Here is a 21,192-nt window from a genome sequence, read left to right on the forward strand (position 1 = left end):
GATAATAATATTATGGAGCAACGCATCTATCAGTGCCCAACATTGGGCGATGTGCACTAAAATAATAAGACCTATCCGTTCAATTTATCTTTGTGGGATTTCCATACGTCTATGTAGCTATCTACCATGCTTGCTATCTTGAATTTTTCTTGATTAACGGTTTCCCTCAAGAAACCCTCATTTTGTAGCTTTCTTAAGCGCTTGATATCAGTGATATATTCAATGATTTTGTTCTGTATGTCATGCGTGTTTGGCTGGCAGGAAAATTCTTTCTGTATATAGCTGTCCATTCCAAGGCCGGGCGTTGCTATGAGTGCACAGTTTGATAGCAACGCCTCTAAACCGACAATGCCATAGCTTTCTTGGGAACTTGGGAAAACCACAATATCTGTTTCTGAGAATGCTTTTCTCTTTGCATCGCCTTGTACGTAAGTGAGGCCCTTAAACCCTTCCTTTTCCATATAAGGCGGAATGTTTTCTGGCCCATAAACTCTTGGTTCGATAATTTCTCGGAGCTTGGGAGGTAATGTATTAATTGCCTCACGGAAAATCTGAAAATTTTTCACAATATCCGTAAAGCGACCGAAGAAGCTTACGACTATCTTATTTTCAGGATGACGCGTCTTTTTCTGAGGGTAGTCAGGAAAGTTAACGCCAATTGGAAATATATGTGGTTTAACAATGTCCGCAGATACGTGGTTCAATATCGATTGAAACGCCCATTCACTGTGCATGACAACGGAGCCACTTTGACGAACTGCAATTCGCTGCTCCCAATAATGTTGCAGGCCGCGCTGGGTCTTTGAAAGATAATGTTGCATTCCAATATAGCTTGAGTGCAAGGTAAATTGAACCCGATCTAAATGAAAATAAAATGGCATAATTGCCGAATTTTCATGAACGGATATTATGTCTGGATTATAATCTTCTAGTATAGGCTTTATCTTTTCTGATGTGCTCCACGCCAGATTGAGACTTAGCGCTTCTGGTGAGGAATCAAATGGGAGCTCCGGCTTGAGCATGATTTCATAGTCAGCCATTTTTGAAGGCCGTGTTTTTTGATTATTTAAGTACAAAACCTTAAATGGATACTGACGTTTTTTTAGCTCTGCCCAAAATATTTCGTTAAAGAACCCAAGCCCACTGAAGAGCACGTCTGGCGCTTCTGTGGTGACAATTAACACACGAGGGTTCATGACGGCTCCATTCGAAAATAGACAGAATTTTGAATTCCTTCAAATATTGATTATTTCAGCAAGTCTTTATAGATCGCTAATGCAAGTAGAATAAACGGTGGAAAATTTCGCCGATTTTGATGGTTTACATACAGAAGCAATCTCCGTGTGCATGTGGATGCAAATGAGCTTAATGTTAGGTGCTAATAGGGTACGAATATAGCTGTTCATCAAATTACGACTATTGCGTGTAACGGTAGGTGCTAATACTTATGAAGACGAAGGCTGTATTTTAATAGCATTAAAAATCATAAGGCATAGATTGCCCTAATTATCCTGCCTTAGCGATTTTCATGCCGGCGTTTAAGGCTGAATCATATTTTTACTGATCCGAATCACGCAACACTCAATGCAATCTAGGATTGCTATGCGATCCATTCATCTCAGATGTAATATAGTTTCAACAAAATTGATAGGCGGCCCAAAAAAGGTAAATTTCGATTAAGTGAATTTATCTTTATATCATAATAGACTTATTAATAATATTATCTATATTTGATATGAGTTTATCTTGGTGAGGGGTTAAGATGAAAAATAAAGTCGATCGCATTTCGAGAAAATTTAAAAAAGCTCTTGCGGCATTGCCGCTCACCGTTTCATTTATTCCCTCTGCCATGGCAGACGAATGTTATTATGTTTCTGATTATTCTGGTGCTATAAGCTGCGTGGATAGTGGTGACAAACTCAATGCCGTTATTCATGATAGTATAGTTATTACTAATGATTATGGCTATGTTAATGTTGGTTCCGGCACCAGCCGCACTGACAAAGTATTTGTTGAGTTAGAAAAAGGCGTCACCGTAGAGACGAAAAGCATTGGGGTTCGTGCTTTTGGTACTACAGAAGTTGAGTTTACTTCGAATGGCAATATCATTTCGGGTGACCGCGCTAGTTTGGATGGATATGAACCAGCGCCGCCGCATGCTGGCTCGTCTGGAGGCTTTTACCCAGATAGGACCAGTATTCGTCGTACAGATGAGGCGAGTATATACATTAATGGTGGCTCTTCTGGTGGTCCTATCGGTATCGTAAAGTTAGTTCAATCTGCCGACAGCGAGTTGCTTAATCGAAGTGGCAACAAGAATTCATCCGCGATCTATACGCATGGATTCGAAGTCGATATCACTACGTCAGGTTTGGTGCGTTCTTATGTTGGTGATGGTGTTAGGATTGAGGGTAGAGGCACAGAAGTTGAATTAGTAGGTAGTAGTAGTGGATATATCATTACGGACTCACAGAATGTATTCCAGATGCATGCGCGAGATCAAAGTGTCATTGAAGGTGGTGCCGTTGGATCTGCAATCAGTACAGTGGGAGGTGGGACATCCTCCATTATCATTGATAGCGGCGCTACAGTCGGAGCGCTATCTGATATAGCAATTAGTGCGGACGGTTATGTAGATCGTTTTGATTATTATGATTATGATAATGGTATTCCAGCGACGATAATATCATCGTTTAAAGGCGCCGTTACTAATATATCTAATTCGGGCGATTTGACGGGTATCATTCGTCTGAGCAGCGGTGAAGATACAGTTGTCAATCAATCCACCGGAAAGTGGACCGTACGGCATTTTTCAGATTCCAATCGTGATGGTATCAGAGATACGGTCGCCCCAGTTGCAATCAGTGACTTTGGGGGTGGCACGACGCGGCTCACCAATTATGGGTTGATCCAGCTCGCATCAAATGATGATGGTTCAGCCAATAATGCTCTATTCAAGGACCTGGCGACATTTCAAAATTCTGGTGTATTAAGTCTCTCCAATACGGTTCTTGGTGATCGTTTTACGATCGATGGCGATTACATTGGAAATAATGGTACAATAAGGCTCGATAGCCAACTTGATGGCGATGCGTCCAAAACAGATATGTTGACCATCAATGGCAGTACTTCTGGCAGCTCCTATGTTATTGTGACGAATATTGGCGGCACGGGCGAAAAAACGGTCAACGGTATCAAGATCATTAAGGTGGCTGGCGCATCAGATGGGCAATTCAGTCTGATTGGTAATTATAAAGCCAGATCAGGCCAACAAGTGGTGGTCGGCGGTGAATATGCCTATTCGTTGTACCAAGGGGTCTCATCAGATCCGACGGATGGCAATTGGTATCTGCGCTCACAGTTGCAACCAACCGACCCTGTAGACCCCGTAGATCCAGTCAATCCTGATCCCGTGGACCCTGTTGAGCCAGAACCACTCTATCAGGCTGGTGTTCCGGTTTATGAAGCCTATCCGCAGGCTCTGCTTGGTTTGAACGGTGTTGCAACCTTGCAGCAGCGGACCGGCAACCGTGTCTGGTCGGGCAATGGCAATCGTGTGGTTGCACAGGGTGCTGATGCAATTGGCTCGCCTTATGCCGCCCCTGATGAAGCGGGTGCAGCAATTAACGGCAATGGCGTCTGGGGCCGTATTGAAGGTTCGCATAACCATATGGAACCGCGCTTCTCGACCTCTGATACCAATTACAACCAGAATGTCTTCAAAATGCAGGCTGGTATTGATGGCATGCTGACGGAGACCGAAAACGGCAAGCTGATTGGCGGCTTCATGGTGCATTATGCCCATGGCAAGACGAAAACCAATTCAGCCCATGGCGATGGTGATATCAGCACGGACGGCTATGGTCTTGGTGGAACGCTCACCTGGTATGGCGAAAATGGCTTTTACCTTGATGGTCAGGGTCAGGTGACGTGGTATCGCAGTGATCTTCACTCAACGACTGCCAATATAGGCCTCACCGATAACAATCATGGCTTTGGCTATGCTTTATCACTGGAAGGCGGGCAGCGCTTTGCCATCAACGAAGCATGGTCACTGACACCACAGGCACAGCTGACCTATTCCAATGTTGATTTTGATGCATTCACGGATGCATTTGATGCAGATGTCAGCCTTGATCGTGGGGAAAGCTTGCAGGGTCGTCTTGGTCTGACGGTTGATCATGAGAATTCATGGCAGAATGCCAATGGCATGCTGGATCGGACACGGGTGTATGGGATTGCTAATCTCTACTACGAGTTTCTGCAGGGCACGCGTGTGACTGTTGCGGAAAGCAGCTTCACGAGCCGCAATGATCGGGTGTGGGGTGGATTGGGCCTTGGTGGTTCTTACAACTGGAACGATGATAAGTATTCGATCTATGGCGAGGGCCTCATCAACACCAGCCTCAACAACTTCGGTGATAGCTATGCAATCAAAGGCAATGTCGGCTTCAAAGTGAAGTGGTAGTTCCCGATTGAGAGCAATGAATAGAAGCCCCGGATGGCGCTAAGGCGTCCGGGATTATAATGATCGAGAGCAAATACTTCCGAACTCAGGCGTTCGATAGATTGGACAAGCGTAATCCTAGTCAATGCAGGCTGTATCAATTAAAGATTTAGCTCTCCAGCTTTTCCTGATTTGTTATGATAGCGTCGATAGCAAACTGGTTGGGCGTTTTTATATGATATAAAACAACAAAAGGCGGAGCCTGACTGGCTTCGCCTTTTTGTGCAGTCCTACCGGCGGGTGCCGATATTAGTTCTGGTAGCTTGAAGGCGATGCGTCGCCAAAGCGATGAGCTGAGCCATCCTGATAGGTCTTCTGGCCAATCGAAGCGGTAGCGGTGTTATCAACCTGCTGCGAAGCAACTGGTGTACGGTCATTGGCATAAAGATCAGCAGGAGTGCCAACATTTGGGTTTTCAGCGAATGCAGCACCAGCGCTAAGGGCAACGGCTACGGCAGCAAGAGCAAACTTCTTCATTTTTCTATTCCTTTTTCAATCGCCCTTTGGATGGCATCAGTGCTTCCGGGGCACCGGAGTAGCATCAATGCCATCCACCGGGGAGATAACTGGGATTGCCGTTCGGATCAGTCCGTCAGGCGGGGTTGTTCATAAATTCAGAATTAGTTCTGGAAGCTCGAAGGCGATGCGTCGCCAAAACGATGAGCGGAACCATCCATGACCGAAGCTTTGCCAATCGAAGCGGTTGCAGTGCGATCGATCTGCTGAGCAGCAACGGGTGTGCGGTCATTTGCATAAAGATCAGCAGGGGTGCCAACATTTGGGTTTTCAGCGAAAGCAGCGCCAGCGCTCAGAACAACAGCAACAGTAGCAAGAACAAACTTTTTCATTTTCTATCTCCTTGGTTTGTGTGAAGCGGCGATGTGTTCGTCGTTTCGATGACTAAGAGATAGGCCTTTCAATCGGCTGCGCATAGCCAGCGTTTGGTTCACGCATTGTATTCTAATTGGTAGACAATGAACCCTTGAAACCAGAGGATTGTTCTATAGGCAGCTATTTATTCAAGTATATGTGAACAGTATGAGGTGGCCCGTGATTGAATTATGAGAGGCTTCCTCTGCTTAGGTTTGTTATGGCCGGGTCGCTAAACAAACTTTACCGTTTACGACAAGTACACGCCTCGTAGCCGCCCGGGAACAAGCGGCCAGGTGTCATGCCAATTTGAGCCGGAACATCGAGTAAAGTTGCAACCCGCAGCGTTCCAGCCATAGCAATTGCGGCCTCCGCGCACATGGCTGCATCAGCAGCAGCGTTGTGATGCTTGAAGCTCAATCCGAGATAGCTGGCCAGCACATTTAATTTATGTGACGACAGACCTGGCCAAACTTTCTGCGCCATCTTGACTGAGCAAAGATACTGTAATTCAGGATAATTCTGGCGATATTGATCTAGACACGCTCGCCAGACACTGAAATCGAAAGAAGCGTTATGCGCAAGCATTGTTGCTCCGCGAAAATCATCGGCAAACTCGTCCATAATTTCTGGAAATTCCGCAGCATCCTCGACGTGCTCCGGTCTAATGCCGTGGATAGCGATGTTGAAAGAAGAGAAGCGCATCTCTTTAGGACGGATCAATCGTTCTACCACCCGAGTGACGTGGCCATCTTCAATCCATGCCAACCCCACGGAACACGCGCTTCCTCGCTGTTCATTTGCTGTTTCAAAATCAACCGCGATAATTTTCAAGTCATGCTCCAGCTTTTGTTATCGCTGTTTAAGGCTAAACTTGAAATAACGTCAATCAGATGTGATGAATGCCGAAGGATTTTTAGAGTCACTGACCCAGAAATAGAATAACGGCGATGACAAGGGACGCTGCAACGGCTGAGAGCGTGCCAGCCCCTTGCAAAGCACCCATTCGGTAAAGCACCAGCGAAAAACCTATGATGACGGGCGTTGCTATCAACAGTCCGAACTGCGCTTCTGTCATTGAAACATTCCTTTGTTTTGAAAACGCACAATGCATCCGCAGTGCCGATTTTTCTTTGCCAAAACGCAAAGAAGACACGTGTGCTGCGCGGTAGGCATGTGCATGCCTACAACAGAAGATACGGCCTTTGCGGCAACGATTTCAAATGATGTAGGGGAGGATAATCTCCTCCTCTGGATTCTCGTCTGGAGTGAGCTTGTCACCTTTGCAATTTTACTGATCGCTTTCATGGTGATGTCCATCATCAATATTGAAGGCGTTGCGCAATTGCGCATGCATCTCAGCCCTGGACTGGCGGCGACCAATACGATCGTTTTGCTGTTGAGTGGCTGGCAGGCGGCAATTGCCGTTCGCAGACGTTGCCATATAGAGAGAGTACGACGCCCGCTTTTAAGGGCCGCATTTTTCGGCGCTGTTTTCGTGGTTGTGAAACTCGTTGAATATTCGCATGAAATACAGTTCGCAGGCGATGAAGCCGCGGGTTCGTTCTTTGAGCTCTATTTTCTGCTGACAGGCTTTCACCTTATGCATGTGTTGTTCGGGTCGGTCATTCTCGCGCTGGTCGCGTGGCGACCATCTCCATCCAATGTCCTGCTGATCACCACACTCTGGCACGCGATTGATCTCGTCTGGCTGGTGATGTTTCCGGTTCTCTATCTTGCGTGAGGCAACAAGGTGATGACCCACAAACATACTTCGCTTAACCGCACGATCATCATTTTGCTGGCACTTGCGCTGAGCGGGGCGCTGGTTGCGAGTTTCAGTAGAGGCATGCTTGCAGCAATTGTCGCAGTGCTAATTCTTGCTTTTGCAAAAGGCTGGTTCGTCGTGCTTGATTTCATGGAAATGCGCGTCACCAGAGGCGCTTTGAAGTCTGCTTTGCTGGCCTGGCCTGCAATCCTTCTGACATTGGCACTTGCGCGTTCTGTTGCAGTACGGTTCTTCCTTTAAGCAACTGTTGTGGTCTTTGCCAAATCGCAAAGACGCCTTTTCACCTCCCGATAGAACGGTGCTGTCCCGCGATGCTGGGGAGGGGATTCACCAGCAAAACATTGATGGGGGATAAGAGCGCATTCCGAAAAGTGTGAAACGGTTTTCGGAAAAAGATGCGCGTTCAAACAAATATTCAGAGTGAAACGGCTCTGAATGCCGGGGCTTAGCCTTTGGCCAATGAAAGGACGAAGGGGATGGCAGAACGCCTAACCAAGACCGGCGCCCGAAACGTCTTCTATGGCGGTTCTATATTCTTTTTCGCGATCTTCGTGGGACTGACGGCGCACAGCCATTATTACATGAAAACAACATCTACGGATGAATCGACGCTGACCGAAGGGGTCATTCGCGGCAAGCACGTCTGGGAAAAGAATTCCTGCATCAACTGTCACACGCTGCTGGGTGAGGGCGCTTATTTCGCCCCTGAACTCGGCAATGTCTGGAAGCGTTATGGCGGTGAAGATGATCCCGAAGGCGCGCGCGACACCATGAAAGCGTGGATGCAGGCACAGCCGACGGGCATCGAGGGACGCCGCCAGATGCCGCAGTTCAATCTCAGTGAACAGGAACTCAACGATCTGGCTGATTTCCTTGAATGGACAAGCCGCATCAAGACGCAGGACTGGCCACCCAATGAGGCAGGCTAAGGCGCGGATGAACGGAGTTTTATGATATGAAATATGAAAGCCAAAAGGTTGCGATGCTCTATTTCTATGGAGCACTCGCCCTGTTTGTTGCGCAGGTCGCATTCGGCGTTGTCGCCGGTTTGATCTATGTGCTCCCCAACACGCTCTCCGAGCTTCTGCCGTTCAATATTGTGCGCATGATCCATACCAATGCGCTGATCGTCTGGCTGCTGATGGGGTTTATGGGTTCGACCTATTATCTTCTGCCGGAAGAAACAGAAACCGAGCTATACAGCACAAAGCTTGCCGTTATTCAGTTCTGGATGTTCTTTGTGGCAGCCGGTGTCGCGGTGGTGGGTTATCTGTTTAAAATCCACGAGGGCCGCGAGTTTCTGGAGCAACCCTTTATCATCAAGGTTGGCATTCTCGTTGTCTGTCTGATGTTCATGTTCAACATCACGTTGACAGCTTTGAAAGGCCGCAAAACGACGGTCACCAATATTCTCCTATTTGGTCTGTGGGGTCTGTCGCTGTTCTTCCTCTTCGCCTTCTATAATCCTGTCAACCTCGCCATCGACAAGCTTTACTGGTGGTATGTGATCCATCTTTGGGTTGAAGGTGTCTGGGAACTGATTATGGCTTCGATCCTCGCCTTCCTGATGATCAAGCTCAATGGTATCGACCGCGAAGTCGTTGAAAAGTGGCTCTATGTTATTGTCGGTCTGGCCCTGTTTTCAGGTATTCTCGGCACTGGTCACCACTATTATTGGATCGGCGCACCGGGTTACTGGCAGTGGATTGGTTCGCTGTTCTCGACACTGGAAGTCGCTCCCTTCTTCACCATGGTAATGTTCACCTTCGTGATGACATGGAAAGCCGGTCGCAAACATCCAAACCGTGCTGCACTTTTGTGGTCGATAGGTTGTTCGGTGATGGCGTTCTTTGGTGCAGGCGTATGGGGCTTCATGCACACGCTGTCCTCGGTCAACTATTACACGCACGGCACACAGCTCACGGCTGCCCACGGTCACCTCGCTTTCTTCGGTGCTTATGTGATGCTCAACCTCGCGGTCATGGCCTATGCAATCCCGGAAATTCGCGGACGGGCACCTTATAATCAGATGCTCTCCATGGTGAGCTTCTGGGCCATGTGTACAGCGATGTCGGTCATGACCTTTGCGCTTACCTTTGCAGGCGTGGTGCAAACCCATCTGCAACGCGTGCTGGGTGAAAACTTCATGGTTGTGCAAGATCAACTCGCGATCTTCTACTGGATGCGTCTTGGCTCCGGCGTTGTCGTGGTGATCTCAGTCTTCATGTTCATCTGGGCCGTGTTGGTTCCGGGTAAGGAACGCCGCGAAAAAGTAACTGGTTTCGTACAGCCTGCTGAGTAATCAATGCTAAAAAGCCCCGCCGTCTGGCGGGGCTTCTTCACTTCATAAAAAGGAAGAAGGCCATGAACAGCACAATCAATTCTGTTTTGAAGAGCGTTAAAACAATTGACGTTTCCATTCCCGCATATAGCCCTTCTGGCAATGAATGCGCCTTGTTTGAAATGGCTTGGAAGCGTAAGCTGCCGCTGCTTTTAAAAGGCCCGACAGGTTGCGGCAAAACCCGTTTTGTCAGCCATATGGCTTCGAAACTTGAGTTACCACTTTCAACAGTTTCCTGCCACGACGATCTGGCCGCGGCTGATCTTACTGGGCGCTATCTACTCAAAGGTGGCGACACCCATTGGGTGGATGGACCACTCACACGCGCAGTGCGTGAAGGTGGAATCTGCTATCTTGATGAGATTGTCGAGGCACGCAAAGATGTGGCGGTGGTTCTGCACCCGCTGACTGACGACCGCCGTGTTCTGCCGCTGGAACGCACCGGCGAATTGCTCGAAGCACCAGACCGCTTCATGCTCGTTGTTTCTTATAATCCCGGCTACCAGAACTTGCTCAAATCACTCAAGCCAAGCACGCGTCAGCGTTTTGTGGCTATTGAGTTCGACTTCCTGCCGAAAGAGCAGGAAATTGCCGTCGTGAGCGAAGAAAGTGGCCTTGATGCTAAGTCCGTTGCGCCGCTGGTCACGCTAGCGCATCGCCTGCGCGGTTTGAAAGGACATGATCTTGAAGAAGGAGTTTCAACACGTCTTCTGGTCTATTGCGCTTCACTGATCGATGCGGGCCTGTCGCAAAGAGAAGCTGCGCGTGCGGCCATGATCGAACCGCTCACCGATGAGCCGGATGTGAAGGCAGCTCTTTTGGAAGTTGCTGATGCAATGCTGAAATAGGCGGTCATATCATGCTGGATTTTCTGGAGCTCGAAGAAACCGTTGGCCGGGCTTGGCATCGCCTTATCGGGAAGACGGGATCTTGGCCGCAATATCCCGACCAAGCGATAAGGCTTGCCGACATTCGCCAGCGACTTGCAATTTGTTTCCGTGGTTTTGGCGGCGATGTTGCTGTTCAGATCGCGCCCGCGCGGGCGCGAACTTCTGGACACAGGCTTGGATTGCGGCAGCGTATGGCTTTGGGTGAGGAGAAACTCAACCACCCTTTGCGTGATGAAGCAACGCTGATGTTGCCACCTGAAATAGCGCTGTTTCCTGATCGCAGGCTTAATTATGATCTATACGTCTGGCTGGCAGGTTACATGGCAGTCATGCCGACGGATCTCGCCGCAATGCCAGATGATCCGTTACGCCGTGATCTGACATCGCTTGATATTGCTGCAGACACGACGCTGAAAACCTGCGCGCTGTTTCCGGGATTGCGGGATCGTTATATGCGACTTTGCGATGCCGTGCTGGCTGCGAGACCCAAGCGACCGCTAAACCAGCTTGAACAGCTTGTCGAACAGCGCATTCTATCATTGCTGAAAGTGGGAGCAGGCCAGCCGGATTTCAGCTTTGCGGCGATTTTTCCGCATCGTGCACCAGCTGGTTATCTGCCGATCTTGCCAGTGCCGCTCTGGCCGGGACTGATACGGCGCGACGAAACCGCTTCGCGTTCCGATGCAGACGAGCCCGTGCGCAATTCCAACGCAGAAGGCATTGAAACAGGGCGACAGATTGCACAGCGTGAAAAGCAGGATAATCGCCAGACTGATCGAAGCCCTTTCATTCTCAATCGCTTTGAGAAAATTTTGGCCATGGCTGAAATGGTCAGCGTTGATAGGCCTTCGGATGACAGTGACGAGCAGAGCGCAAAATCCGCTGATGAACTGGACGATCTGACATTGGGCGAACGCAAGGGTAAGCCAGCAGCGCGCTTTCGGTTTGATCTTGATCTGCCGCCAGAGGCTGTTGATCACAGTCTACTGACCGCGAAACTCACTTATCCTGAGTGGGATTATCGCAAGGCGAGCTATCTTGAGGATCATTGCAGTGTACTGGCTGCTCCCGTGCAGGACCGCGATGAGGCACTCGAACTCGATGATGAGGCGCGAAGTCTTGTGCGAAAAGTGCGGCGTCAGTTTGAGATTCTGCGCCCCGGTCGCGAGATGATGCGAGCGCAGCTCGACGGTAACGATCTTGATCTGGATGCAGTTGTGCGCTCGCGTTGTGATTTTGCTGCAGGCGGGCAGGGCAGTGAGCGCGTGCATGTGATGAGCCGCCCACAGGCCAACGATCTGGCGGTGACTATCCTTGTCGATGTTTCGCTATCAACCGATGCATGGGTGGATAATCGGCGGGTGCTGGATGTGGAGAAAGAAGCGCTGCTCGTGTTGGCAAACGGCATTGCCGCTTGTGGCGACCGCTGTTCAATCCTCACATTTACCTCGCGCCGTCGCGCATGGGTGCGGGTTGAAACGGTAAAAGATTTCGATGAGCCATTTAGCAAGACGGTTGAACACCGGATTGCTGCGCTTAAACCCGGCTTCTATACGCGTATGGGTGCTGCGATGCGCCATGCAACGGCTAAGCTCAGCGAACAGCATAATCGCAAGAAGCTGCTGCTTCTGCTGACCGATGGCAAGCCCAATGATGTTGATCATTATGAGGGCCGCTTTGCTTTGGAGGATACACGCCGGGCGGTTAGCGAAGCACGCACCCAAGGCATTAATGTCTTTGCCGTAACCGTTGACCGCGAAGCCAATGCTTATTTGCCCGCACTTTTCGGGCATGGCGGCTATTCGCTGATTGCAAAATTGTCCAAGCTTCCGGCAGCTCTTCCTGCAATTTACCGCATGCTTGCGGGATAGGTTTGCAATAGTCCTATTTTTTTATCTTGTTTGAGATGAAACAAATCGCCCCCGCATCATCCAGTTTAGAATTGGTCTTGTGATGATGCGGGGCTGTCATCATCATCTTTCGATAGCCGACGGCCATGGATGAACCTGATGACAAGCGAACCTGTTTCCACGATCAATATTATCGATGTACGCACCATTCCGCCTATCTCCCGTCATGCGACCATTTTCGCGATGATTGATGATCTTGAGCCGGGGCAAACGTTGCAGATCGTCAACGATCATGATCCGCTTCCGCTGCGCCATCAGCTTGAAAACCGTAATCCGGGTGTCTTCTCGTGGGAATATAAGGAGAGCGGTCCATTGTGGCGCGTAGAAATTGGTCGCCCAAAGAACCATTCCCATGATCACGCCGATGGCCACGAATGCACTTGTGGTAACCATTAATCCCGTTTTTTGATTAAGGCCTGCCATGTTCGGTGCCGCGCTTTCCCGATGGACACTCTCATATGTCGCCGCCTCGCTGCTTTTCTTGATCGCAGGAATGGCACTGATGGCGGGAGGTTTCGGCTACCCGTTTGATGATTTGCGGGCACCAGAAACACTCATGGTGGTGCATATAATCGCTATTGGGTGGCTTTCATTATTGATGTGCGGCGCGTTATTGCAGTTTGTGCCTGTGCTGGTGGCAAAGCCTTTGCAATTTAGTGGTGCCGGGCTTCCGGCATTGCTGTTTTTGCTGATCGGCCTTTGCGGGCTGATAGGCGGCTTTGCAGCTCTCGCTGGCATTGTCGATTTGCCGTTATGGCTTATGCCGTTTTCAGCACTGTTTCTGATGGTTGGTTTTGCAATTATCAGCGTGATGCTTGGCAAGACCATTTGGAGCGCGCGACCGCTGACATTGCCAGCACGTTTTGTAGGTGTTGGTCTTGTGTGCCTGCTGGTTGTGGTTGTTTTGGGAAGTCTTTTTACACTGATGCTATCCGGCATGCTCGATCAGGTTTTTCTGATGGAAATCGCTTCCTCAGGGCTTTCAACCCATGTCATTTTGGGTCTTGGCGGCTGGATGACCTTTACCGCAATGGGTGTTAGCTATCGCCTTCTGACCATGTTCATGCTTGCGCCTGATCCTGCAAAAAAGACGGTGCATCTGGTTTGGGCAGCAGGTGTTTCCGCTCTGGCTCTGCTGGTTTTCGTAACAGTCTTCACACATTGGGGTTATGAGTGGACCGATAATACCCTCATGGTAGCATTGGTTTTGGGCGTTACCAGCATCGGCCTCTATGCTCATGATGTGCATTTGATTTATGGCGAGAGAAAACGCAAAACCATTGAACTAAACAGCGCTGCATCCGTTCCGGCCTTTGCTGCCATGATGCTTTCGCTGCTAGTCGCAATTGCTCTTCCTTGGGTCGGCACAACGGATGGTGTTGTTGCAGCGCTGGTCTATCTTTTTACATTTGGATGGCTGACAGGCCTTAGTCTCGCGCAGCTTTATAAGATCGTCCCGTTCCTGACATGGCTTGAATGCTATGGTCCGGTGATGGGTAAAGTTCTGGCTCCGCGCGTCCAGGACATTGTGGTTGAAAGCCGGGCAAAGCGCTGGTTCTGGGTGTACTATACAGGCGTCGCCATCGCCGTTATCGCGCTCATCGTCGGGCAGACGCTCGCATTCAGATTGGGGTGTGCACTTAATCTTGTTGCAATCCTCGCTTTGTCGTCTCATTTCATTCGCGCGCGGCGGCTGATGGATGTGCCGGAAGCTATGAAGCTTCCAAATGTAATCTCTGTGCCACATCTGATTTACGCTGGCAGGCCAATTTCTGGGAGGAGCAAATGACGTTGTCCGTTTACGAGTTGATTCCGCGCGAGCTTGATGTTCGCCCTCTATTGAAAGCTGGCGTTGAGCCGTTTCAGGCGATTATGGGTGCCGTCGAAGGGTTGGCTGTCGGGCAAAGCCTGATTTTGATCGCCCCGTTTAAGCCGGTTCCCCTTTTTGCAGTCATGGAACGCAAGGGGTTCTCGGCGAAAGCGGAAGCAATTGGCGATGGCGATTGGCAGGTTTTGTTTGCACCAATCGGACAGGACACGCCAGTTGTGCAGATTTCCGATAATGCTGGTTCGCCCGATGACTGGCCGGAGCCTTCGCAATATCTTGATTGCTCGGATATGGATCCGCCACAGCCGATGGTCAGCATTCTTGCAGAAGTTGAGAATATGCAGAAGGGTGAAGTGCTGTTTGCGCTGCTGCATCGCGAACCGCTGTTTTTGTTTCCAGAGCTTGAAAAGCGCGGCTATCAGTGGGTTGGGAATTTTGACGAAACAGGTCAGGCCTATCGCATTATGATCCGCGTCGGAACAGCATGAGGGATGATGATGCAAAGCGAACAACTCGATCAGCTGGAAGATGAAGTGCGCAATGCATTGCGTATTGTTATGGATCCAGAACTCGGCATTAATCTCGTTGATCTTGGCATGATCTATATGATCACCGCGCATGTGAATGGTGATGTCTCGGTCAAAATGACCACAACCACGCGCGGCTGTCCTGCGGCTGGATTTCTGACGCAAGCCGTACAAGCGTGCGTCGAGGATGTGGCGGGTGTTTCTCATGCAGACGTTGAACTGACCTACGAACCGGCTTGGTCACCGGATATGGCAATACCTGAATCACGTGCGCGTTTTGCGGTGCCAGATTTCTGAGACTTGTTGCAGCGAAATTTCTAAGAAAGCGGCTTTAGTGAGGGTCGCTTTTTAGTTCTGTTCGACATGAAATGGCCAGTGACGAACCGTTTTAAACCACACCAATAGGCGCATATGAGCTTAAAGAGTAGGCTGGGATTTCGCTTTTTGTGGCCTTACTTGTTCCAGCGCAAATGACGAAGTTAAATTGTGAAATCATCGATTTAAGTATATGATTTTTCATAATAATTATTATCAGATAATTCGCCCGATATTGATTGTAAGCAATGAATAAGGATCGGATGCCTCCTATACATGTTGTGACAGAGCGGAAGAACGCTCGGTCCTATCGGAAGGAGAGAATCGATGGGTGACCATATCAATATTAATCGCCGCACAATTTTGGCAGGAGCAGCCCTAGCGGGCGCACTGGCACCCGTTTTGGCGACAAGCTCTGCCTGGGCAACGGGAACCTTAAAAAAGGCAAGTGCCGCAGAAATTGCAGCATTACCAAGAGAGAAGGTTGAACTGGTTAAGCCTCCTTTCGTGCATTCGCATAGTCAGGTCGCCATTGGTGGTCCGAAGGTGGTTGAGTTCACCATGGTGATCGAAGAAAAGAAGATGATCCTCGATGATGCGGGCACCGAAGTCCACGCAATGACATTCAACGGCACAGTGCCGGGACCGCTGATGGTTGTGCATCAGGACGACTATGTTGAGCTGACGCTCATCAATCCTGAAACCAACACACTCATGCACAACATCGATTTCCATGCCGCAACGGGTGCATTGGGCGGCGGTGGACTGACCGAAATCAACCCGGGTGAAAAGACGATCCTGCGCTTTAAGGCAACCAAGCCCGGTGTGTTTGTTTATCACTGCGCACCTCCCGGAATGGTACCATGGCACGTTACATCGGGCATGAATGGTGCAATCATGGTGCTGCCGCGCGATGGCCTGCATGATGGCAAGGGCAATGCGCTGACTTATGACAAAATCTACTATGTTGGCGAACAGGACTTTTATGTTCCGCGTGACGAAGAGGGCAATTACAAGAAGTATGACGCTCCCGGCGACTCTTATGAAGATGTTGTCAAAGTCATGCGCACGCTCATTCCAACCCATGTCGTTTTTAACGGCGGTGTCGGCGCGCTGACCGGCGATAAAGCCATGACAGCCAAGGTGGGTGAAAAGGTTCTGATCGTTCACTCGCAGGCTAATCGCGATACGCGTCCGCATCTCATTGGTGGACATGGCGATTATGTCTGGGCAACCGGCAAGTTCAATACACCGCCGGATGTTGATCAGGAGACATGGTTTATTCCGGGTGGTGCAGCGGCAGCAGCCTTCTACACCTTCCAGCAACCGGGCATTTATGCCTATGTGAACCATAACCTGATCGAAGCTTTTGAACTGGGTGCTGCTGCTCACTTCAAGGTAACGGGCGAATGGAACGACGATTTGATGACGTCGATACTGGCGCCATCGGGCATGTAAGTCGGACATGATAGCCAATAGTTCGGGGGACATGAGAGCACTGGAGGCTCGTCTCCCGGACGACTGATCCTGTAACTGATCGTGTGAACATCATGAAACAGAGTGCAAAGAAAAAGCTGCGCGAATTTGGCGTTGCTGTTCCGGCTGTCCTTCTCGCTGTTGTTAGCGCACTATTCGTTGTCGATGCGGTGGGCCAGATCAGCGTAAAAGACGGGGCGTTTGAGGTCAGTCGCCCACAAACAGTTACTGTTACGCAGCGAAGCATGACCTATCGCGCGGATGGTGATTTTCAGAAGAATAATTACCCAACTGATGCACCGTTGTTGACACGCAAGCTTGGCCGGTCGTTCGAGATTATGAAATATCAGGTCACCGTTGCGGACTATGCCAAGTGCGTGAGCGATGGAGCATGTGTTGTAGCCGATACTCAGTCTAAAGCCGCAAACGCTGCGCAATCGACCCATCCGGTTGTAGGCATCAGCTATGATGATGCAGAGGCTTACGCGCGCTGGTTTTCGGACAAAACGGGCGAAGTCTGGCATTTGCCGACCGACGAGCAATGGGCTTTCGCTGCGGGGTCGCGTTTTGCCGATGATGCTCTAGGCGATGATGACGATGGTAGCATTAACCCCGCACTGCGTTGGCTGCGCGACTATGAAAAACAAAGCGTACGGAAACAGGATCGCGACCCTGCGGTTTTGCCAGTAGGCAGTTTTGGCGAAAACGAACTCGGCATTGCCGATATTGGCGGCAATGTGTGGGAATGGACCACGACTTGTCACCGTCGTGTCAATCTTGATGCCTATGGTAAGGTGGCGAGCGAAAACGTGGTGTGCGGTGTCTATGTGGTGAATGGCAAGCATCGTGCAGCGATGAGTTCGTTTATCCGCAACCCAAAATCCGGCGGATGCAGCGTCGGCTTGCCGCCTGATAATCTCGGATTTCGCCTTGTCCGCGACGGGCGCTGGTATGCCCCTGTGCTCAAGCGGTTAAAAGCCCTTTCGGTGTAACCTTAATTGATGAATCGCCAGAAGTTTTTGCCCCTAAACGCATGCTTTTCCTGCTTAATTATGCTAAGCAGGAATAGGGATTTAAAGTAGGGGTATTAGAATGGCCACGATTGATCGCGGTCTTGTTAGGAAGTTATCATTATTCGCCAAAATGGGGGACAATGAGCTTGATAAGCTTGTCTCTTACGCGATGTCGCGCCGTATCGCGCAGGGTGAATCTATTTTCGAACAGGGCGATGAAGCCGGGACATTTTATCTGCTGCTTCACGGCCGCCTAAAGGTCAATCAGGTGACTGCCGACGGACAGCAGATCATTGTCCGTATGGTGCATCCGGGCGATCTTTTTGGCTTTGCCAAAGCTTTGCAGCGCAATGATTACCCCGGAACCGCAGTGGCTGTAACAGAGAGTATAATACTCGGCTGGCCGACAGAGCTGTGGGATTATTTCGTCGAGCAAAATCCCGGTCTGGCGATGAATGCTATCCAGACGATCGGCAAGCGGCTTGAAGAGGCACATACGCGTATTCGCGAAATGTCGACGGAAGAGGTTGAACGTCGCGTCGCTCACGTTGTGCTGCGTCTGGCGCAAAAGGCAGGCAAAAAAGAAGAGGGCGGTATTCGTATCGACTTCCCGATTACACGACAGGATATCGCCGAAATGACCGGCACGACATTGCATACCGTATCGCGGATTTTGAGTGCATGGGAAACGAAGGGCTTTGTTTCGGGCGGACGTCAGAAGCTAACTGTGATCGATACGTCCGGTATCCGGCGGCTCGCCGAAGGCGAGATTTGAAGCTCTTTAAGTGCAGAGTTATGCTGATGAAAAGTCGGTGTTTTCTTGTAAAACCACCGACTTTAAGGCTTTTCATACTAGGCGTGCATGACTGAAGCACTCTTCTGACGACTGACATAAGCAGCGCCGATACCACCATGCAAAAAGCCGTTGGAGAGCGGCGCCGCCGGGTAAATCTTCTGCAACCTGGCAAGCGCTTCCTCAGACTCAATGCGACCATGCAGAACATCGTCATGAATGCGCGCAACGGCAACCATGTCGCAATCTTGTGGGGATAGCCTAAAACGCCGAACGCCTGCCTGCGCCAGATCTGGCATATCCTCAATCAACGACTGACAGGTGTGCGAAAGTGTCTGAACACCGTTGAGTGCGAGAAATGGCTGACTGTCGAGGGTTTTAACGGGTAGACCATCCGGCTCTTCGCCACAGACAAACTGGCAATTGTCCTTGATATGGCCTTTCGAGCGGGCATGGGCGCACCGCGCCGAGATCGCCAATGGTATGCGTCCAAAAGCGAAGACTTCAAATGCGATCTCTGGTGCACCTTTGATAATTTCACAAATGGAATTGAGAGGTAATTCGGGCGGAAGGCAAATCGATGTTGCGCCACGCGCTGCCAGCACTTTCGCCGTGGCTGCATTATAAACATTGACCAATGGGCCGACAATATGCGGCTTGCCTGTTAGCAGCCCCAGCGCTGAAAGGTCGTTGGCCTCGACCGGAAAAGATGAATCCTTTGCCGTTTGGCGCACATGCTTTGCTTCACGTTCCAGCATGACCAGTGCGAGTGATCCAAGGCTCACGCTCTTACCCGCATTTTGTAGCCGCTCAATCACTTCTTCCATAAAGGGATCAATAAAATGAAAGCGTTTGGAACAGACGATTTCCCCGACTGTCACATTCTCAATCGGGGATTCATCGGCGATACGAAAATAGAAATCCCGCCATTTGGGCCCATCCCATAAAAACAGAACAGGTCCAAGGCTAAGAGTGGGAGCGTGATCCGACATAATTATCTCCAGCGTTTTTCATAGGCGCCTGAAGTGGTCTGCTGACCTTCACTCAAAGCGCGCAATCTTGATAGAAGGGCGGCGCGCCGTTCTGGTCCCGCGGATAATGTCTGGCGCAAAGTTGAAACAACTTCCGCAACATAGGCTTTCCCACGCTGACGGCCTTCGATTTTCAGCGCCGAGACACCTGCCACACGCAGCTCATCAATATGGTTCATCACATCGAGCGACACCGGATCTTCAAAGGCATAGCCTTCTTCGTCTCCGATATTGAACCGGCCTTTGCAAAGTGTCGGATAACCTGCGGCTTCTCCTGCCGGAAACCGGTTGATCGTATAGTCACCCAGTTCCGACACCAGTTCGGAACCGTCATTGCGGTAACGAACATGGCTTGCCGGAGAGCAGACGCCATTCATATTGGGTGACTTTCCGGTGGCATAAGAGGAGAGCGAGCAACGCCCTTCTGCCATCACGCAAAGACCACCAAAGACGAAAACTTCTATTTCACAGGCGATTTTTTTGCCGAGTTTTGCAATGTCGGGAATGGTCAGAACGCGCGGTAGCACGACGCGTTTTGCTTTGAAAGCATCGATCAGAAAACGCACTGCATCGGCATTAGATGCTGAAGCCTGAACCGAAACATGCAAGCGCTGTTCTGGGTGTTTCTCTGCGGTGTACGCCATGAGTCCAAAGTCAGCCAAAATGACAGCATCGGCGCCAAGAGCCGCGGCGTCATCGACAGCAGAATACCAGATATGTTCGTCGCCTGCGCGCATGAAAGTGTTGATGGCCACAAAGACCTGTGTGCGGCGGGAATGCGCGAAACTGATAGCATCGCGCAGTTCATTGCGGCTGAAATTGAGCCCCGGAAAATTGCGTGCATTGGTTTCGTCACGAAATCCGCAATAAACCGCATCAGCGCCCGCCTGAACAGCTTCGCGCAATGCGGCTGGTGTGCCTGCCGGACAGATCAGTTCCATGCGCGTTCTCTCTGATCCGGCCCTTTTGTATTCATTGTCTTGTCGCGAACGTATCCTGCAATGTTCTGAACAAGCGGCGCAAATGGGCCTGCGGCTTTCCCGAGATCGGCTGGAAGATCGACATTGCAATCGTCCAACGCATTGCGCAACGCAAGCATCGCTTCCATGTCGCCTGTCACTGTGATGTCACGCGAGAAGAACAGTGCATCCCCATCGAGCTTTCCCTCAAGCAATGCCAGCAGCATCACGAGTGGGCCATCAATCGCCGCATCGGTCTCAACAGCCGTATCTTTGCGCATAACGGTAATGGCTGGCCGCGCAGGCTCGACTACAAACATAAATGGGAGATCGGACGGGCTAAAACCAAATCTCTTATCGACATAGTTTCCAAGACGCTCAAACAAGCTTGGATGTGCGCGGATGACCTGAAGAAATACGCGTGAAACAATCGGGGTCAGCAGAAATGGCGGAACAAGCCGGGCAGGAGCAGCCACAGCCGGTGGTATCTTCATCATTACTCAGCTCCTGTTTAACATAAAAAAGAATTATGCGATTCAGTGCCGGCTGAGTTTGATTAAGATCAAAGACGGTGAAAAAATTTTCCTTCAAACGTTAATCATGAAAACGCGCCTATTGTTCCATGTAGAACAACAAGAATTATTTCTAATATAAATTTATAATTATTCTAATATTTTGTAAGTTGATACTAATATTTAATTTTAATTAATTTAATATATAGGATAATATTTCCCATGGCAGACCGTCCGATTATGACCACAAGCGCAGGTGCGCCTATTCCGGATAACCAGAATTCCCTTACCGCCGGTGAGCGCGGGCCTGTTTTATTGCAGGATTATCAGCTGATCGAAAAGCTGACGCATCAGAACCGTGAACGCATTCCTGAGCGCGTTGTGCATGCCAAGGGCTGGGGGGCTTTTGGCACACTGACTATTACTGGCGA

The 21,192-nt window shown here is 50.0% G+C and carries 23 protein-coding genes; 15 read left to right on the forward strand and 8 right to left on the reverse strand.

The genetic code is table 11. From position 1 onward, the window contains the following. Nucleotides 1-71 precede the first annotated feature (71 nt). Nucleotides 72-1,196: a glycosyltransferase family 4 protein gene (locus J2782_RS14700; protein WP_310013844.1), complete on the reverse strand. Its 1,125-nt coding sequence runs from the start codon at nt 1,194-1,196 to the stop codon at nt 72-74. 566 nt (nt 1,197-1,762) lie between these two features. On the opposite strand from J2782_RS14700, the gene J2782_RS14705 reads away from it, so the two are divergent. Next, entirely contained in the window at nt 1,763-4,468 is a 2,706-nt protein-coding gene (locus J2782_RS14705) for an autotransporter family protein (protein ID WP_310013846.1), read from the forward strand. Between the two features lie 288 nt (nt 4,469-4,756). On the opposite strand, the gene J2782_RS14710 is transcribed toward J2782_RS14705, so the two are convergent. From J2782_RS14710 to J2782_RS14725, 4 genes are all read right to left on the reverse strand, one after another. Next, entirely contained in the window at nt 4,757-4,984 is a 228-nt protein-coding gene (locus tag J2782_RS14710; RefSeq protein WP_310010840.1) for a hypothetical protein, read from the reverse strand. A gap of 143 nt (nt 4,985-5,127) precedes the next feature. After that, complete coding sequence (locus J2782_RS14715) at nt 5,128-5,355, reverse strand: hypothetical protein (protein ID WP_310010838.1); 228 nt, start codon at nt 5,353-5,355, stop codon at nt 5,128-5,130. Between the two features lie 265 nt (nt 5,356-5,620). Further along, on the reverse strand, nt 5,621-6,211 hold the full coding sequence (locus J2782_RS14720) for a 3'-5' exonuclease (RefSeq protein ID WP_310013847.1): 591 nt from the start codon (nt 6,209-6,211) through the stop codon (nt 5,621-5,623). An 88-nt stretch (nt 6,212-6,299) separates the two neighbouring features. Continuing rightward, nucleotides 6,300-6,455 carry a hypothetical protein gene (locus J2782_RS14725; protein ID WP_310013849.1) on the reverse strand — a complete coding sequence of 52 codons (156 nt, stop codon included), beginning with the start codon at nt 6,453-6,455 and terminating at the stop codon, nt 6,300-6,302. Nucleotides 6,456-6,557: 102 nt separating this feature from the next. Between J2782_RS14725 and J2782_RS14730 the strand changes: the two genes are divergently transcribed. The 13 genes from J2782_RS14730 to J2782_RS14790 all read left to right on the forward strand — a co-directional run bounded on the left by J2782_RS14730 (nt 6,558) and on the right by J2782_RS14790 (nt 18,241). Beyond that, complete coding sequence (locus J2782_RS14730; protein WP_310013851.1) at nt 6,558-7,121, forward strand: cytochrome c oxidase subunit 3; 564 nt, start codon at nt 6,558-6,560, stop codon at nt 7,119-7,121. A 12-nt stretch (nt 7,122-7,133) separates the two neighbouring features. Then, nucleotides 7,134-7,406, forward strand: a complete 273-nt coding sequence (locus tag J2782_RS14735; RefSeq protein WP_310013853.1) for a cytochrome C oxidase subunit IV family protein — start codon at nt 7,134-7,136, stop codon at nt 7,404-7,406. A 236-nt stretch (nt 7,407-7,642) separates the two neighbouring features. Next, nucleotides 7,643-8,095 (forward strand): c-type cytochrome, encoded by a 453-nt coding sequence (locus J2782_RS14740; RefSeq protein WP_310013855.1) that lies wholly within the window; start codon nt 7,643-7,645, stop codon nt 8,093-8,095. 26 nt (nt 8,096-8,121) lie between these two features. Further along, nucleotides 8,122-9,468, forward strand: coding sequence for a cbb3-type cytochrome c oxidase subunit I (locus J2782_RS14745; RefSeq protein ID WP_310013856.1), 1,347 nt, complete (start codon nt 8,122-8,124; stop codon nt 9,466-9,468). Nucleotides 9,469-9,542: 74 nt separating this feature from the next. Then, nucleotides 9,543-10,355 carry a CbbQ/NirQ/NorQ/GpvN family protein gene (locus J2782_RS14750; RefSeq protein ID WP_310013907.1) on the forward strand — a complete coding sequence of 271 codons (813 nt, stop codon included), beginning with the start codon at nt 9,543-9,545 and terminating at the stop codon, nt 10,353-10,355. Nucleotides 10,356-10,366: 11 nt separating this feature from the next. Then, complete coding sequence (locus J2782_RS14755) at nt 10,367-12,268, forward strand: nitric oxide reductase activation protein NorD (RefSeq protein ID WP_310013858.1); 1,902 nt, start codon at nt 10,367-10,369, stop codon at nt 12,266-12,268. Nucleotides 12,269-12,406: 138 nt separating this feature from the next. Beyond that, nucleotides 12,407-12,703 carry a DUF2249 domain-containing protein gene (locus J2782_RS14760; RefSeq protein WP_310013860.1) on the forward strand — a complete coding sequence of 99 codons (297 nt, stop codon included), beginning with the start codon at nt 12,407-12,409 and terminating at the stop codon, nt 12,701-12,703. A gap of 25 nt (nt 12,704-12,728) precedes the next feature. After that, entirely contained in the window at nt 12,729-14,096 is a 1,368-nt protein-coding gene (locus tag J2782_RS14765; protein ID WP_310013861.1) for a hypothetical protein, read from the forward strand. A gap of 2 nt (nt 14,097-14,098) precedes the next feature. Then, the gene (locus J2782_RS14770) at nt 14,099-14,623 is read left to right on the forward strand and encodes a DUF2249 domain-containing protein (RefSeq protein WP_310013909.1); all 525 of its coding nucleotides are present in this window, start codon (nt 14,099-14,101) and stop codon (nt 14,621-14,623) included. A gap of 9 nt (nt 14,624-14,632) precedes the next feature. Continuing rightward, complete coding sequence (locus J2782_RS14775) at nt 14,633-14,959, forward strand: metal-sulfur cluster assembly factor (RefSeq protein ID WP_310013911.1); 327 nt, start codon at nt 14,633-14,635, stop codon at nt 14,957-14,959. A gap of 345 nt (nt 14,960-15,304) precedes the next feature. Further along, nucleotides 15,305-16,435, forward strand: coding sequence for a copper-containing nitrite reductase (gene nirK / locus J2782_RS14780; protein ID WP_310013863.1), 1,131 nt, complete (start codon nt 15,305-15,307; stop codon nt 16,433-16,435). A gap of 89 nt (nt 16,436-16,524) precedes the next feature. Beyond that, entirely contained in the window at nt 16,525-17,445 is a 921-nt protein-coding gene (locus J2782_RS14785; protein WP_310013913.1) for an SUMF1/EgtB/PvdO family nonheme iron enzyme, read from the forward strand. Between the two features lie 100 nt (nt 17,446-17,545). Continuing rightward, on the forward strand, nt 17,546-18,241 hold the full coding sequence (locus J2782_RS14790) for a Crp/Fnr family transcriptional regulator (RefSeq protein WP_310013865.1): 696 nt from the start codon (nt 17,546-17,548) through the stop codon (nt 18,239-18,241). 77 nt (nt 18,242-18,318) lie between these two features. On the opposite strand, the gene ubiV is transcribed toward J2782_RS14790, so the two are convergent. From ubiV to ubiT, 3 genes are read right to left on the reverse strand one after another with little or no spacing between them, the layout of a single operon-like run. Further along, on the reverse strand, nt 18,319-19,251 hold the full coding sequence (ubiV, locus tag J2782_RS14795) for a ubiquinone anaerobic biosynthesis protein UbiV (RefSeq protein ID WP_404989645.1): 933 nt from the start codon (nt 19,249-19,251) through the stop codon (nt 18,319-18,321). Between the two features lie 2 nt (nt 19,252-19,253). Then, on the reverse strand, nt 19,254-20,231 hold the full coding sequence (gene ubiU, locus J2782_RS14800; RefSeq protein ID WP_310013867.1) for a ubiquinone anaerobic biosynthesis protein UbiU: 978 nt from the start codon (nt 20,229-20,231) through the stop codon (nt 19,254-19,256). Continuing rightward, a complete protein-coding gene (gene ubiT, locus J2782_RS14805) occupies nt 20,222-20,746 on the reverse strand; it encodes a ubiquinone anaerobic biosynthesis accessory factor UbiT (RefSeq protein ID WP_310013869.1) in 525 nt (174 codons plus the stop codon). The genes ubiU and ubiT overlap by 10 nt, the downstream gene beginning before the upstream one ends. A 237-nt stretch (nt 20,747-20,983) precedes the next feature. On the opposite strand from ubiT, the gene J2782_RS14810 reads away from it, so the two are divergent. Next, nucleotides 20,984-21,192: catalase (locus J2782_RS14810; RefSeq protein ID WP_310013871.1), on the forward strand; the 209-nt coding region annotated here is incomplete at its 3' end.

Origin of the sequence: Brucella pseudogrignonensis (genome assembly GCF_031454375.1) — a bacterium.
GTDB classification, from domain to species: Bacteria; Pseudomonadota; Alphaproteobacteria; order Rhizobiales; family Rhizobiaceae; genus Brucella; species Brucella pseudogrignonensis_A.